14 protein-coding genes, 3 tRNA genes and 1 other RNA gene are annotated in these 14,692 nt (G+C 40.2%); 10 read left to right on the top strand and 8 right to left on the bottom strand.

All coding sequences use genetic code 11. The annotated features are described in order from the left end of the window. Window positions 1-19: 19 nt before the first annotated feature. The 6 genes from GJV22_RS01355 to ffs all read right to left on the bottom strand — a co-directional run bounded on the left by GJV22_RS01355 (window position 20) and on the right by ffs (window position 2,343). Window positions 20-1,144: a sensor histidine kinase gene (locus GJV22_RS01355; protein ID WP_163707604.1), complete on the bottom strand. Its 1,125-nt coding sequence runs from the start codon at window positions 1,142-1,144 to the stop codon at window positions 20-22. Window positions 1,145-1,196: 52 nt separating this feature from the next. Then, on the bottom strand, window positions 1,197-1,511 hold the full coding sequence (gene trxA, locus GJV22_RS01360) for a thioredoxin (RefSeq protein ID WP_163707605.1): 315 nt from the start codon (window positions 1,509-1,511) through the stop codon (window positions 1,197-1,199). 354 nt (window positions 1,512-1,865) lie between these two features. Further along, window positions 1,866-1,938 (bottom strand) — tRNA-Gly (locus GJV22_RS01365). A gap of 78 nt (window positions 1,939-2,016) precedes the next feature. Then, a tRNA-Tyr gene (locus GJV22_RS01370) sits at window positions 2,017-2,099 on the bottom strand. Window positions 2,100-2,154: 55 nt separating this feature from the next. Next, window positions 2,155-2,228: transfer RNA gene (locus GJV22_RS01375), tRNA-Thr, on the bottom strand. 16 nt (window positions 2,229-2,244) lie between these two features. After that, window positions 2,245-2,343, bottom strand: an RNA gene (ffs, locus tag GJV22_RS01380) — signal recognition particle sRNA small type. A gap of 309 nt (window positions 2,344-2,652) precedes the next feature. On the opposite strand from ffs, the gene GJV22_RS01385 reads away from it, so the two are divergent. The 3 genes from GJV22_RS01385 (at window position 2,653) to GJV22_RS01395 (ending at window position 5,772) form a co-directional block, all read left to right on the top strand. After that, window positions 2,653-3,207 (top strand): DUF4199 domain-containing protein, encoded by a 555-nt coding sequence (locus GJV22_RS01385; protein ID WP_163707608.1) that lies wholly within the window; start codon window positions 2,653-2,655, stop codon window positions 3,205-3,207. A 41-nt stretch (window positions 3,208-3,248) separates the two neighbouring features. Further along, a complete protein-coding gene (locus GJV22_RS01390; RefSeq protein ID WP_163707611.1) occupies window positions 3,249-4,202 on the top strand; it encodes a glycosyltransferase family 2 protein in 954 nt (317 codons plus the stop codon). Between the two features lie 223 nt (window positions 4,203-4,425). Beyond that, on the top strand, window positions 4,426-5,772 hold the full coding sequence (locus tag GJV22_RS01395) for an MFS transporter (protein ID WP_163707614.1): 1,347 nt from the start codon (window positions 4,426-4,428) through the stop codon (window positions 5,770-5,772). A 66-nt stretch (window positions 5,773-5,838) separates the two neighbouring features. On the opposite strand, the gene GJV22_RS01400 is transcribed toward GJV22_RS01395, so the two are convergent. Then, complete coding sequence (locus tag GJV22_RS01400) at window positions 5,839-6,567, bottom strand: cytidylate kinase-like family protein (RefSeq protein ID WP_163707617.1); 729 nt, start codon at window positions 6,565-6,567, stop codon at window positions 5,839-5,841. A 182-nt stretch (window positions 6,568-6,749) separates the two neighbouring features. Between GJV22_RS01400 and GJV22_RS01405 the strand changes: the two genes are divergently transcribed. Beyond that, window positions 6,750-8,141, top strand: coding sequence for an aminopeptidase P family protein (locus GJV22_RS01405; protein ID WP_163707619.1), 1,392 nt, complete (start codon window positions 6,750-6,752; stop codon window positions 8,139-8,141). A 79-nt stretch (window positions 8,142-8,220) separates the two neighbouring features. On the opposite strand, the gene GJV22_RS01410 is transcribed toward GJV22_RS01405, so the two are convergent. Next, the gene (locus GJV22_RS01410; RefSeq protein ID WP_163707622.1) at window positions 8,221-9,513 is read right to left on the bottom strand and encodes an NAD(P)/FAD-dependent oxidoreductase; all 1,293 of its coding nucleotides are present in this window, start codon (window positions 9,511-9,513) and stop codon (window positions 8,221-8,223) included. Window positions 9,514-9,738: 225 nt separating this feature from the next. Here GJV22_RS01410 and GJV22_RS01415 point away from each other — a divergent pair, with 225 nt between their 5' ends. The 6 genes from GJV22_RS01415 (at window position 9,739) to GJV22_RS01440 (ending at window position 14,541) form a co-directional block, all read left to right on the top strand. Continuing rightward, window positions 9,739-10,752, top strand: coding sequence for a GntR family transcriptional regulator (locus GJV22_RS01415; RefSeq protein WP_163707625.1), 1,014 nt, complete (start codon window positions 9,739-9,741; stop codon window positions 10,750-10,752). A 115-nt stretch (window positions 10,753-10,867) separates the two neighbouring features. Beyond that, the gene (locus tag GJV22_RS01420; RefSeq protein ID WP_163707628.1) at window positions 10,868-11,281 is read left to right on the top strand and encodes a response regulator; all 414 of its coding nucleotides are present in this window, start codon (window positions 10,868-10,870) and stop codon (window positions 11,279-11,281) included. A gap of 321 nt (window positions 11,282-11,602) precedes the next feature. Beyond that, the gene (locus tag GJV22_RS01425) at window positions 11,603-12,037 is read left to right on the top strand and encodes a thioredoxin family protein (protein ID WP_163707631.1); all 435 of its coding nucleotides are present in this window, start codon (window positions 11,603-11,605) and stop codon (window positions 12,035-12,037) included. A gap of 96 nt (window positions 12,038-12,133) precedes the next feature. After that, window positions 12,134-13,030 carry an FAD:protein FMN transferase gene (locus GJV22_RS01430; RefSeq protein ID WP_163707634.1) on the top strand — a complete coding sequence of 299 codons (897 nt, stop codon included), beginning with the start codon at window positions 12,134-12,136 and terminating at the stop codon, window positions 13,028-13,030. Beyond that, window positions 13,027-13,239, top strand: coding sequence for a DUF4266 domain-containing protein (locus tag GJV22_RS01435; protein ID WP_163707638.1), 213 nt, complete (start codon window positions 13,027-13,029; stop codon window positions 13,237-13,239). Before GJV22_RS01430 ends, GJV22_RS01435 begins: the two co-directional genes overlap by 4 nt. Window positions 13,240-13,245: 6 nt before the next feature. After that, a complete protein-coding gene (locus GJV22_RS01440) occupies window positions 13,246-14,541 on the top strand; it encodes a DUF3570 domain-containing protein (RefSeq protein ID WP_163707641.1) in 1,296 nt (431 codons plus the stop codon). Window positions 14,542-14,692: the final 151 nt, after the last annotated feature.

Below are 14,692 nucleotides of genomic sequence, written 5' to 3' on the forward strand. Positions count from 1 at the left end.
AGAAGAATAAATAAAAGACTTAAATAGATTCAGGGATCTCAATATAAAAGGTGGTCCCTGTTTCTGTATCACTCGAAAAGTTGACTTTCCCTTTCAGGTAACGCTCGCCCAACAGTTTCATGCTATAGGTTCCCAAGCCCCTGTTTTTGCCTTTTGTAGAGTATGAACGCTGGAAAAGCTGGTTACGAACATCATCCTCCATATAGGTTTGATTATGCACTTCAATACGCACTTTGCCGGCTGAAATAGAAGCCTGAATCCGAATCTCTTTGCCTCTCATAATAGCCTCGAGGGCATTCTTAGCCATATTGAACACAACCCGGGTCAACAAAACGCGATCGGTCGTAAATTGAGCGTTATCAGTATGATCTTGAATAATGATGTTGCGTTCAAAAGCTTCCTGACAATACTTGACTTTATCGCTAACCTCTTTCAGAAAGCTCAGCATTTCAACTTTCTCTGTGGAGATTTCCAGCTCACCTTTTTCGGCCTCCAGCATTTGTTGCTGAGCCTTAATTTCTTCAATTATCTGAGAACTTAGAGAAGAAGCAATCTCAAGAAACTCATTCGGATCCGTATCTTGAGTTTCCGGCAATAAACTTAAAATACCCTTCAGACTGCCGGCCATATTAATGATATCGTGAAAGAAAATCCGTTCTAAAATCTCCCGCCGTTTTTGATCGGTGATATCAACGACCGAAACAATCATATAATCATTCTCGAAATGAAAAGGCGTTGCTGTAATTTCAAGGTCGTATTGTTCGGTATGCCCTTTCATCGCCCTGATCAAGCGACACTCATTCACAACGGTTGTTTTATGCGTCCAGAAATCATTAAAAGCATAGTTCGCTCCACAATATTTGCATTTATCAGTTGTTCCGCAAACCGATTCCGGACTGAGCAAATTGACACAATTCATGACTTCACCGAAGCGCAATCCAAAGATGTCACGTTCAATATCGATGCCGTATTTTAGAAGGAGCTTTTCGTTCGCAAAGACAATTTTGTTTTGGTGATTGAGAATACAGATAACGGAAGAAGTCTCGGACAAAAGTTCTTTGACCAATTGAATATTTTCAATTGATATTTGCTGATCCAAAGCCAGACCTAAGAAATCTCTTCCGATATTTTGCCCGTTCTTCATACAGTGTAAGCTTAGGCCTAAATATAGAAAGGAATTATTTTAATTCAAATGTCTATACTTCAGATAAGTATTTATTTAATATATCGGTAAGTTCAGGTAAAAAAACAAGACCTTCTTTACTCCACTGCAAATCGCCTGATTTAAAAATCATAACTGTTGGAATTGACTTTACCTTGAATTGGTTGGCAATATAAGGATTGGAATCAACATTCACCTTCAGGATGCGGATATCTTGTTTGAATGTACTCTTGAGTTCACACAATACCGGTTGAATCTCTTTGCAAGGCTGACACCAATCAGCATAGAAATCGACAACTACCGGCCGATCTGATTTAATAATATTTTTAAAACGACTATTTGCTCTCATTCAAGTTTTTTCTGTCAAAGACTCCCCGTAATAAATCGCCCGCCAACCATCCCATTACTCATCCCCATAAAGTCATATTGTACCATACTGACTTTTTTACACAGGAACCCGATTCGCAACCGATAACATACCAGTAAACAAAACCGGCGGTAGCGCCAATTAGCATTAACGCAAATGGAACAAGGTATTTCTTCAGCTTTTGCGACATACAACTATTGAAACAGCAAGTAGGGTGGTTGGTTTTCGAATTAGCAATCGATAATAACGATGCCTTATAGATTAAATTAATAGACAGAGAAGAATGGCCTAAAAAATAACAAAGGCCATCAATAAATAATTGATGACCTTTAATTGAGCGGGAGACGGGATTCAAACCCGCGACCCTTAGCTTGGAAGGCTAATGCTCTATCAGCTGAGCTACTCCCGCAAACTTCGAAATTCCAATAATTACATTCCAAATACAAATCTGCATTTTTGAATTCAATTTTTTGAAATTTGTTGAATGTGGGGAGAGCAGGATTCGAACCTACGAAGACGAAAGTCAGCGGAGTTACAGTCCGCCCCAGTTGGCCACTTTGGTATCTCCCCAAGCATTTTAAAGTATTTTTAAGAACGTTGGCTTTACAGCCTTTTTTCATTATTGAGCCGAATCACAGATTCGAACTGTGGACCCCGAGATTACAAATCACGTGCTCTGGCCAACTGAGCTAATTCGGCAAAAAATTTCACAAAAAGTGGGTAAGCTACCTGTATCGCACCGCTCAACCTCCTACCCTTGCTGCCTTCCGACCCTGGGGGGATTCAGAGGGAGCTGGTCGTACAGGACTTACCCGGCGACAAAAGTAGAAATTTTTGTATTCACTGCAAATGAAATCTCAAAGCTGAGACATTTTTTTTGCGCCCGAAACAACTAAGCGATTCACGCTCAAAGAAATATTTGAATCAATTTTTTTCATTTTTTTTCGAAGATTCATCTTCAGCACCCGTAAAAATGATTTGCATGCTTCATTCTCGTCCGAAAGAAATGACAGGAATCAAGATCCACTTACAAAATAGGTCAACCCGGGAGATGAAATTTTTATTTCAGTTCGTTAAAAAATTCAGATATATTTGTCATAAACTCCTAAGAAAAATTAAAAACATGGAACAAAAGTCGACTTTCTGGAAAAGCGCAATGACCGCTGGCTTGTATCTTGGCGTTATACTTATTCTTTATAATGTCATCCTCTACATTACCGGGCAAAACTTAAATACCTCTTTGGGCATCGTGAGCTATGTTATTCTGGCTGCCGGCGTATACTACTTTCAGCAACAATACAGGAACCGGGAGCTGGGTGGCTATATCAGCTACGGAAACGCTGTTGGATATGGTGTTGCTTTGATGGCATTTGCCGGTATTATTCAGTCTGTTTATACGGTCATTCTCATGAAATTTATTGATCCGGGAATTTTGGATCAAATTCGGATTATGCAAGAAGAACAACTAATGAAGCAAGGCGTATCGGACGAACAGATCGAAATGGCCAGCAAAATGATGGATGCTTTCCGCAGTCCGATCGTTATTGCAATATCCGGCTTATTTTCCTTTGCTTTGCTTGGCGTAATCATTTCATTGGTTTCATCCATTTTTATCAAAAAGAATGATGATGACAACGCTTTTGACGAAGCCATGTCTGATGTGAAATCAGAAGATTAATTGTTTCTTTAGCCTAATTTTTACGAATAAACTACAAGCACGTGGATATTTCCGTCGTTATTCCGCTATTAAATGAAGAAGAATCGTTACCAGAGTTGACCAGTTGGATCAAACGGGTGATGGATCACAATCATTATTCTTACGAAATTATACTCATCGATGATGGCAGCAGCGATAACTCCTGGGAGGTCATTGAAAAGTTACATCATGAAAATCCGGATATAAAAGGCATAAAATTCAGACGAAATTACGGTAAATCAGCTGCACTTCATGTTGGATTCTCTGATGCACAGGGAAATGTTGTAATCACCATGGATGCAGATTTACAAGACAGTCCGGAAGAGATCCCAGAACTATTCAAGATGATTACCGAGGAAAAATATGACCTCGTTTCCGGTTGGAAAAAGAAACGATACGACCCGGTTTTATCCAAAAATATCCCCAGCAAATTCTATAACTGGATTGCCCGGCGGAGCTCCGGAATTAGAATCCACGATTTCAACTGCGGCCTGAAAGCTTACCGAAAACAACTGGTAAAGAGCATTGAAGTATATGGCGAAATGCACCGCTACATTCCAATAATTGCCAAATGGGCCGGTTTTAAAAAAATTGGTGAAAAGGTTGTTGTACACCAGGAACGAAAATACGGGGAAACCAAATTTGGCTTCGAACGGTTTATTCGAGGCCCGCTGGATTTGCTTTCGGTCATTTTCATCGCGAAATTCAGTAAACGCCCGATGCACTTCTTTGGGTTATTGGGAACATTCGTCTTTATTATTGGGTTTTGTGCGGCAGCCTGGCTTGGAATCGCCAAATTAATTGCCGTGTCTAACAATATTCCAGCTCCCAAAGTAGTGGAAAGCCCCTACTTTTTTCTGTCGCTGGTAGCTATGATCATTGGTACCCAACTATTCATGGCTGGTTTTTTAGCCGAGTTATTTTCACGAAATTCATCAGATCGCAACAAATACCTCGTCGACAAGAAAGTTATTTAAGTCCAAAATAAGACTGCAAAGAAAACCTGCTGGAGAATTTGAAAATGATTCTTCGCCAGGTTTTCCTTTTTAATGGCAGTCGAATGCTATGCAGCCGGAACAATTGAGGTTTGCTATTCGCTTTCTATTGCTACATTAAGTAAAACTGAAGAGTCTGGGTTGATTGGTAATTCATGAGCCGAACGTAATCTTGACCTATTAAGTTTACAAAAAATTCAAAGCCTTGTTAAAACAGAAGTTCAATAATTTCCCATTCTCACCGACTACTTCTCCGTTCTTTTACGGGTGGGTAATCCTGGCTGTCGGCACGATGGGAGTGCTGATGAGTGCTCCCGGACAAACATCCGGGGTATCAACCTTCACCGATCACCTGATTGATGTGTTCGGCATTACCCGAGACCAGTTGAGTACAACCTACCTGATTGGAACAATCTGCAGCTCGTTGCTTCTCACCCACGCCGGAAAACTCTATGATAAGATCGGCGCCCGTTGGATGGGAGTTTTAACAGCTATAACCCTTGGAATTGTACTATTCTATATGAGCCAATCCGATCGAATTGCATTCTCTCTCGGCAAGTTATTCAATTTGCAAGCTGCTCAATTTTATCTCAGTGTAGCAGTCTTGTCAGTGGGATTTTTCCTTTTGAGGCTTTCGGGTCAGGGAGCGATGACCATGCTGAGTCGCAATATGATTATGAAATGGTTCGTCGTTAAACGAGGATTAGCCGGCGGAATTAGTAGTGTTTTTGTGGCATTTGGCTTCTCTGTGGCACCCTACACCTTCGATCAAATCATCCAACACTTCGGATGGCGGGTTGCCTGGATGATCATGGGTGTTACAGCCATACTTGTGTTTAGTTTGATTGTTTTCATTTTTTACCGAGACAATCCGGAAGATTGCAAACTCGTTCCAGATGGAGATGCAGACGAAATAAACCCGACCGGCCCGGTTTTAAACAAAGCTCAAAAGCAATATCGCTTAAAAGAAGCCAGAAAAACCTATGTGTTTTGGCTGTACTCCATATCGCTGGCTGTATTTGCATTAATGATGACGGGGATTATTTTCAATGTCATTTCCATATTTGATCAGGCAAATATGGCACGCGATGAAGCTTTGTTCATATTCATTCCGGCCTCACTCATTTCGACTATCATCACGCTGGCAGGAGGATATCTGAGTGACTTCGTCAAATTGAAAGTCCTGCTCATTATCTATTTGTGTACTTTATCCTGCACTGCAATCAGCATCCCATATTTGGAACATTCTTTCTTCTATTATCTGCTAATTGTTGGAAACGGCGCATCAACAGGTATCTACTCCGTGCTAATCAGTGTGGCCTGGCCTCGTTTTTTCGGACGAAAATATTTGGGCGAGATTAGTGGTTTTGCAATGTCGCTTTTAGTATTCTTTAGCGCAATAGGCCCACTCATCTTTAGTTTATCATTATCGCAATTTGGCTCCTACTCTGTTGCCGCCTGGATTTGTTTATCAATCTGTATAATTTGTCTTATTGGAGCTTTCAGCGCCAATAATCCACAGGAAAATATCAACATGAATCACGAAAAATAAGAATGCCGCCTGCAAATTAAACAGGCGACATTCTATTCATATAATTTATCGAAAACAAAAAAACAATCATCCAAAATACGGCACAGACTTTCTCATCTTTTCCGGAATTCCTCTCATTTCAAAAGCAGTAAGAATAATTTTAACGACTTGATCAGTTGTAAATCGAGAAACATTTATCGTCAAATCGAAAAGTTCCCTTTCGTTTCGGTTTTTCATATAATGATCCCTAAAAGCCTCTCGCTCCTTCTCTGTTTCACTGATATATTTCAAGGCATCCGACTTGATCATGTCCTTATTTGCAGCAATTACATCAACCCGCCATGAAATAGGAGCCTCCAAACGAACGTGAAGTGCATTGTCAATGTCCGAGGCAATTAAATGGCCTGCACGCCCAACAATGATGCAGCATCCGTCGCTTGCAAAGTTATGAATCACTTCACGAACAGTCTTGGTGATTACCCGGTTGCTTTTGTAATATTTATCTGAAAACGCCGCTAAAATTTCATCGAACGTAAAATGTTCCTGGCTCGAAAAAATCCGGTCCACTTTCTCCGGTTTAACTTTCAACTCTTTGGCGCTTTCGTTTAGCACTTCTTTACTTATCACTTGCCATTGTTTACAAAAAACACTTTTATTCAGCGCTTCTGCTAATTGACGACCGAGTTTAATTCCACTGCACCCGACTTCCCGTGAAATAGTAATAACGGGACCTGCTATTTTGAAACCGGAGGCACTTTTCTTTTTGCCCTCCTCTCCAAAACGTCTGTTCATATAATTAAGCAAGGTATTATCCATGATCTTTGGGGATTTAGTATTTATTCGGTTTTACGTGCGAAACTTAATTCAGTTATATGTTTGATAGTAGCCAAATTGTCGGCCATTTTTTATAAATTACAGGTCGCTTTTGGCAAAAGTCATAAAATCGATCTTTTTAAATACCTATCTTCACCTTTCAATAATAACTTTAATTCAAAATCATGTTTGATCCAAAAATTTACAGTGACAGACGGGGAAGATTAAAAGAACTCCTTTCGGACGGATTAGTTCTTTTATTGGGCAATAATGATGTTCCGATGAACTACACGGACAACACTTACCATTTCAGACAAGACAGCAGTTTTCTTTACTATTTCGGGCTTGATTTTCAAGGACTGGCCGGCATTATCGATATTGACAAAGGAGATGAAATTCTGTTTGGGAATGATGTTGAAATTGAAGACATCATCTGGATGGGACCGCAAGTAAGCCTGAAAGAGAATGCCGCCAAAGTAGGTTGTACACAGACTGCACCTTATCGCGAATTGTTTGCCCACATTTCAAAAGCGATTAGCCTAGGAAGAAAAATTCACTTTCTACCCCCTTACCGTGGGGAGAATAAATTATTGCTCCAGGAACTTTTGGGTATTCACCCTTCCAAGCAAAAAGAATACAGCTCTTTAGAACTGGTGAAAGCAGTTATTGCGATGCGCTCAGTCAAAGATGCAGGTGAAGTAGCCGAAATTAAAAAAGCCTGTGCAATTGGTTACGATATGCATGTTACAGCGATGAAAATGGCTATGCCCGGAACTTGGGAACAAAAAATTGCCGGTACACTTGAGGGAATTGCCAGCTCTCAAGGATCAGCATCAGCCTACCCCATCATTTTAAGCCAGCACGGAGAGACGCTGCACAACCACAGTCATGCTGAAATTTTGAGAGAAGGAAAATTAATGGTGGTTGATGCCGGTGCAGAAAGCTTAATGCATTATGCATCAGACTTTACAAGGACAGCTCCTGTGGGTGGTAAATTCACTACGCAACAGCGTGAAATTTATGACATTGTTTTAGCAGCCAACAATCATGCTACATCGTTGTCAAAAGCCGGTACCACCTACCTATCAATTCACCTGGCAGCAGCGGAAGTAATTGCAAGTGGATTGAAAGAACTTGGCATCATGAAAGGTGATGTAAAAGACGCGGTCAAAAATGGAGCGCATGCTTTGTTTTTCCCACACGGATTGGGACACATGATGGGACTTGATGTTCACGACATGGAAGACCTTGGGCAGATTTATGTTGGTTACGACGACGAAATTCGTCCTGTTGACCAATTCGGAACGGCCTATCTTAGGTTGGGTAAGAAACTGGAATCCGGTAACGTTATCACAAACGAACCGGGGATCTATTTTATTCCAGCGTTAATTGACAAATGGAAAGCTGAAAATATTAATACTGACTTTATCAATTTTGAAAAGTTGCAAGCCTATCGCGACTTCGGTGGTATCAGGTTGGAAGACGATCTTCTGATTACCGCAACCGGTAGCGAAATACTGGGTGAACGAGTTCCGATTACACCGGAAGAAATTGAAGCAACAGTTGGTAAAAAATAAAACAAAAAAGAAGACGACCTGAGGTCGTCTTCTTCATATTATATCTTCTCGTATTTACTAAGTTTTAATACACCAAGACCTACAATGGTCGTTCCTGTGCTTTTTTAGACGGTCGTAAAATCAACCGTAATGATTGGTCGAAAGTAAAGTATTTCCACAACCAATTGATGAAAACAAGCATTCGGTTTTTTACGCCGACAATTGACATTAAGTGGACAAACATCCAAACCAACCAGGCAAAGGCACCTGAAAAACGCAAGAAAGGCAGATCAACTACAGCCCGATTCCTTCCAACTGTTGCCATAGATCCTTTATCCTCGTATTCAAATTCTGCGGGACTTTTCCCTTTCGATTTACGAATATAGTTTTGCCCAAGGTTGATCGCTTGTTGCAACGCAACCTGAGCCACCTGTGGGTGTCCGTTGGGATATTTGGGAGTTTCCATGAATGAAATATCGCCAATAGCATAAACACCTTCCATCCCTTCAACCTGGTTAAACCGATTGACTTTAATCCGGTTTCCACGTGTCATGAATTGCGGATCAACTCCATCCGGAATTTGCCCCCGAACACCGGCAGCCCAAATTAATGTTTCGGTCATTAACTTCTTTCCATCTTCCAGGGTAATTGTTTTCCCATCGTAATCAGTTACGCGATGATCTAGCAACACATTCACACCCATCTTTTTAAGATAAACCAGCGACCGATCTCCGGAATGACTACTCATTCCATGCAACAAATGTGGATTTGCCTCAATCAGGGTAATCTGCATCAAATCAAAATTGAGATCGGGATAATCTTTAGGAAGCACAAAACGCTTCATTTCCGCAAGGGCTCCGCAAACCTCAACTCCCGTCGGTCCACCCCCTACAACAACAACATTCAATAAGCTTTGTAATTCATCCGGATCACGCATGGTTACCGCTCGCTCGAAATTAAGTAACAAGGTGTTGCGAAGGTAAACAGCCTCAGAAACGGACTTCATTGGAATTCCGTTCTCTATGACTCCCTTCATTCCAAAATAATTGGTTGTAGCACCGGTGGCAATGACCAGAGAATCGTACCACACATAGCCCATAGCGGTCTGAATTTGTTTCTTCACCGGATCAATATCAGTGACTTGGGTGACGCGGATATAGACATTTTTCTCCTTTTGAAATACCTTCCTCAGCGGAAAAGAGATGGCACTCGGCTCAAGGCCGGATGTAGCTACCTGGTAAAATAATGGTTGAAACTGATGGTAATTATTCCGATCGATTAATACAAGTTGACAATCTTCGTTCTTTAGCTTACGTGCAAGTTTTAAACCTGCAAAACCGGCGCCAATAATCACAATTCTTTTTTGCCCGGTTTCTGGAATATTAATTGGCATGAAATATTTTTCTTGCTCAAACAAATCGCTCTATGAAATGTTGCAAAACATACCGACTTTATCGCGCTTTTTTACATTCATTAACTTTCGACCTACTATTTAGCTTTTCAGGCTCCAATTAACCATCAAAATGTGGTTTCAATTCCTCATTCTGATGCATTTTTTATAATTTCCAAGCACTAAATTTTTGAGACCTCTTGACCGGAAATAACAGAACTAAAACCAATGACCGAACTAAACAGAATAGACAGTGATTCGGATGTTCCGAAATACTTACAAGTTGAAGAAATGATCCTGACAGATATTGAATCAGGCATTTTTAAACACGGCCAACGTATTCCGTCTATCAACGAAACCAGCGAAGACCTGCTTCTTTCGCGCGATACGGTCGAAAAAGCTTATACCCATTTGCGTAAAAAAGGAATCCTGATTTCGGTAAAAGGCAAAGGGTATTATGTCAATAAAACAGAGACAGGGAAAAGGCTAAAAATAGCTTTGATCATAAACAAATTAAGCAACTATAAGCGTAGTCTTTACAACTCATTTATTCAAACGCTCGGTACAAAAGCGAGCATCGATGTATTTATTTATCACTATGACATAAACGAATTTGAATCCATCATCAATGAAAACCTGAAACATTACGATTACTTTGTTATACTTCCTCATTTTAGAAATGACGCTGCTTCGGCTGTTCCGGTTATCCGGAAAATCCCGAAAGAAAAGGTTCTGATTGTTGACCGTTACTGGGAGGAGTTGAAAGATTATCCGGTGGTGTACCAGGAATATGACAAGGATATCCAGACTGCGTTGCAACAAGCTCTTGACTTGCTTAAGAAATACCAAAAGCTCAACCTTGTTTTTCCACAGAACGAATATTATTCGACGAACATCAAAAAAGGATTTACGCATTTCTGTCAGCATCAACAATTTAAGTTCGAAATAATAGATAATCTCACTGAAACGGACATTGTTAAAAATGAAGCATATGTATTGGTTTCAGACAATGATCTTTACATGTTTATTAAGTGTTTGAAAGCGAGAAACTGGAAGGCGGGACAGGATATCGGATTAATTTCGTACAATGAAAACCCTGTAAAGGAATTGCTTTGCGATGGTATTTCTACGATATCGACCAACCATGATGAGATTGGGAAAAAAGCCGCTGAAATGATCCTTTCAAAGAACTTCAAACGCATAAAAAGTCCGTTTGAATTTATCCAACGAAATTCCATTTAATTAACATTAACTTATCAATAAATGATCTTTTGTTCTCATTAATAAATATTTCAATTGAATTTTAATTTTTTAAATTGTCAAACAATGACTTGCGATTCACTCAATTGTAAATATTATGAGATTAGATAGTCAATTTGAATCGACTAAACTCAACATTTTAGTCGCAGAGGATGAAGAATATAATTTTTTGTTTATCTCTGAAGTTTTAAAAGATTATAACGTTAATCTAATTAGAGCTTACAATGGTAAAATGGCGATAGATTTGGTTCAACAAAAACCGGATATCGATTTGGTTTTAATGGATGTTGGCATGCCCGTAATGGATGGTCTTGAGGCAACAAAAAGAATCAAAAGTCTCCGCCCTGAATTGCCCATTATCATTCAAACCGCTTATTCCCATTTATCCGACAAACACATGGCTTTAGAGAGCGGTTGTGATTGCTTCATGGCAAAACCGATCGTAAAAACGGAGCTATTCAAATGTCTTGAAAAGTACAAGCCAATACACGCAGTTCTGGAAAAAGTTTAAGCTAATTCTTTGCCTCCAATCTCTTTTATCAATCAGCAATAAAACCATTCACTGATGATCGTACGATTTTGCTCGTCAAAAATCAGTTTCGAATTGGAGCACAAAGCTGATGTCAGTAGCCGTTCTTTCAAACCATTATATTCATACACAATCACCGGATTTCACCTTTTCTGTTATTCAGTTTCTTTCACACCAGTCTGAATTTATCGACAACTATCCGCAAAAACAGCGAACTGTTAAAAAAATCTAATTATCCAGATTACTATATATCTTGAAAACTAATTCAAATTAGATTTGTTTTAGACACCAAAAATCACGCGTATGAAAAAACTATTTAGTGCAATCCTGTTCTTCACGATTGCAGTTTCAACCCTATCAGCCCAAAATTGGAAAACAGATTTTGAACAAGCCCAAAAAGAGGCTAAAGAATCGAACAAGAAGTTAATCATGGTCTTTCAGGGATCAGACTGGTGTGCCCCCTGCATGAAACTAAACCGGGAAATCTGGAGTTCAGACACTTTTCAGTCGTACGCCAAAGATCACTATGTTATGTTGAAGGTTGATTTTCCTCGCAAAAAGGCGAATGCATTGCCGGAAGAGCTGCAAGCTGAAAATGGCAAATTAGCTGAAACCTACAATAAAAAGGGCTATTTCCCCCTTGTTGTCTTACTCGATTCCCAAGGAAAAGTAATTGGAGAAACCGGATACAAGAATGTAACTCCCGACGAATACATTAACCTTTTAAACGCCTTATAACCCCAAAATTTGAAAAGCACTTTATTCCTGTTCATTCTCACGATAACTGTACTTTCAGGATATTGTGGAGAGAGCTACACTCGGACACTAAAACTGATGGGAAGTCGGTTTGACATTACTGTTGTTGCAGAAAATGAAACAGAAGGCAACAGCTATATCGACATGGCCATCGGTGAGATTCAACGGATTGAAAAACTCATTTCATCCTGGGACCAAAATTCTCAAACTTCTGCAATTAACCGGAACAGTGGTATCATACCTGTTCAGGTTGATCCGGAGCTCTTTCAACTCATTGAGCGAGCTATTGCTATTTCAAAGTTGACAGACGGCGCTTTCGATATTACCTATGCGTCGATGGATAGGATCTGGAAGTTTGACGGCAGTATGACGGAGATGCCAACCCCCGAAGCGATCCAAGCCTCAGTGTCAAAAGTAGGTTTCGAACATCTTATTTTGAATAAAGCAGACCAAACTGTTTACCTGGACTTGAAAGGAATGAAAATCGGATTTGGAGCAATTGGCAAAGGTTATGCGGCAGATAAAGCCAAAGCACTACTTATCGCGAACGGAGCAAAAGCCGGCATTATCAATGCGTCGGGTGATATGAATACCTGGGGAACACAACCATCGGGCGAGGACTGGGAAGTAGGCATTGTCAACCCAATGAATAAGAACAAAGTATTTGCAGTACTTCCACTTCATCAGGGTGCTGTTGTTACTTCGGGGGACTATGAGAAATATGTAAAATTTAACGGCATCCGCTACACGCATATAATCAATCCCCAAACGGGTTACCCGGCAACCGGAATCATTAGTGCAACCGTTTTTGCCCCCAAAGCAGAACTGGCTGATGCTTTGGCCACATCAATCTTTGTAATGGGAATTGACGTTGGAATCAACCGAATCAATCAACTCCCTAATATTGAATGTATTTTGATCGATGAACAAGGAAATATATACAGTTCTGATCACATAAAAATTGAAAAAGAATGAAACGAAAACTTCTGTTTCTGGTTATGATTACCCTATCGCTGGGCTCATGCAAAGTGGTAAAAGAATATGAAAAAATTAACCTCAACGATCCCGACATGGAACTGGGGACAAAGAAGATTGATATGTTTGAAACAACCTTTCAAGCTTATCGCGAAGCAGCGTCCGGAGCTAACGGAGGAAAAACAGGTGGTGGTTGTGGATGTAATTAGAAAGCTATGGAAAAGAAAATATTAAATTTGCTCATTATTCTGTTCACTACGAATTCGTTGTGGGCACAGGAATCGAAGAGCTCTGACGAAAATTACAAAAAAAGGGTTCTGGAAAGTACTGAAATTGATTTCCTCATGAGTTATTATTCTCAAGATGGCGACAACGCAGCAGTAACCGGGGGAATCGGATCCGAGGAATTAAAGGACATTGCGCCAACCCTAATCGTCTCCGTTCCGTTAAACGACGACGATGTGTTAACCGTTGAAGCAGGCATTTCAGCCTATACATCTGCCTCATCGAGCAATATTAATCCATTTGATGGCAGTGGCCCCGCCGATCCGTTCCAAGCTTCATCAGGTGCTTCCCAAACCGATGTTTGGATGCACGGAGCAGGTACTTACAGTCATAGCTCAGACAACCGAAATCAAATATGGACGGGAAAACTAAGTGTTTCCTCAGAGTTCGACTATTCTTCATTTGGTTTTGGGGGAAGTTTTACGCGACTATTTAATGAGAAAAATACAGAGGTGACCTTATCCGGCAACGTATATCTAGATCAATGGAAAAAGCTATTCCCCTACGAACTTCGTTCGTTCGTGCCCGGAGGAAGTGGTCATTCCTCTTTTTTCCCCTCAGGTTATAATCCAAAGTTCGACGGACTTGACGGAAAGAACAGAAACTCCTATTCCGCAGGTTTGGTCATCACCCAAATTCTGTCTAAAAAATTACAGGGAGCGATTCTTGCTGACGGAGTATTCCAAAAAGGCTTGTTATCAACTAATTACCAGCGCGTTTACTTTTCGGACTATCCTGACTATTTTGTCGATAATTTTCAATTAGCCGACGATGTAGAACGGCTACCAAACAGCCGAACGAAAATTGCTGTTGGAGCACGCCTCAATTATTACCTAAACGAACGATTTGTGTTGCGATCATTCTATCGTTACTATACCGACAATTGGGGAATAAGCTCTCATACAGCAAGCCTTGAAATACCTGTTAAGATAAGCGATAAATTAACCGTATATCCTTCTTACCGGTACTACTCGCAAACAGCCGCTGACTATTTTGCAGGTTACAACGAGCATCTTTCGACTGAAAAATATTACACCTCGGACTACGATTTATCAAAATTCAACGCAAATCAGTATGGAATCGGTCTTCGCTACACCGATATATTTACTGAACACCATATCGGCCTACTAAAAATTAAAAGTTTCGACTTGAAATACAATTATTATAAACGAGATAGTAGTTTTAAAGCTAACTTCATTTCATTCGGAGTTAGTTTTGTCCTTTAACTCGCATAACATCTTCTGAGGTAATACCCGGTAAGGAAAAGCATTCTTACCGGGTATTTTCTTTTCCTTACTCACGCAAATTTAGGAACGGCATTTGCACACTTTTATATAACCCCTGAAATCCGACATATTTAAAACGAATATGTAGGAT

Origin of the sequence: Mangrovibacterium lignilyticum, assembly GCF_010882175.1 — a bacterium.
In the GTDB taxonomy this organism is placed as follows: Bacteria; Bacteroidota; Bacteroidia; order Bacteroidales; family Prolixibacteraceae; genus Mangrovibacterium; species Mangrovibacterium lignilyticum.

Excerpts from the sequence above, each read along its gene's own strand:
- GJV22_RS01420 (WP_163707628.1), top strand. The coding sequence starts at position 10,868 with ATGAGATTAGATAGTCAATTTGAATCGACTAAACTCAACATTTTAGTC.
- GJV22_RS01355 (WP_163707604.1), bottom strand. The coding sequence starts at position 1,144 with ATGAAGAACGGGCAAAATATCGGAAGAGATTTCTTAGGTCTGGCTTTG.
- GJV22_RS01385 (WP_163707608.1), top strand. The coding sequence starts at position 2,653 with ATGGAACAAAAGTCGACTTTCTGGAAAAGCGCAATGACCGCTGGCTTG.
- GJV22_RS01430 (WP_163707634.1), top strand. The coding sequence starts at position 12,134 with ATGGGAAGTCGGTTTGACATTACTGTTGTTGCAGAAAATGAAACAGAA.
- GJV22_RS01440 (WP_163707641.1), top strand. The coding sequence starts at position 13,246 with ATGGAAAAGAAAATATTAAATTTGCTCATTATTCTGTTCACTACGAAT.
- trxA (WP_163707605.1), bottom strand. The coding sequence starts at position 1,511 with ATGAGAGCAAATAGTCGTTTTAAAAATATTATTAAATCAGATCGGCCG.
- GJV22_RS01400 (WP_163707617.1), bottom strand. The coding sequence starts at position 6,567 with ATGGATAATACCTTGCTTAATTATATGAACAGACGTTTTGGAGAGGAG.
- GJV22_RS01410 (WP_163707622.1), bottom strand. The coding sequence starts at position 9,513 with ATGCCAATTAATATTCCAGAAACCGGGCAAAAAAGAATTGTGATTATT.
- GJV22_RS01405 (WP_163707619.1), top strand. The coding sequence starts at position 6,750 with ATGTTTGATCCAAAAATTTACAGTGACAGACGGGGAAGATTAAAAGAA.
- GJV22_RS01435 (WP_163707638.1), top strand. The coding sequence starts at position 13,027 with ATGAAACGAAAACTTCTGTTTCTGGTTATGATTACCCTATCGCTGGGC.
- GJV22_RS01415 (WP_163707625.1), top strand. The coding sequence starts at position 9,739 with ATGACCGAACTAAACAGAATAGACAGTGATTCGGATGTTCCGAAATAC.
- GJV22_RS01425 (WP_163707631.1), top strand. The coding sequence starts at position 11,603 with ATGAAAAAACTATTTAGTGCAATCCTGTTCTTCACGATTGCAGTTTCA.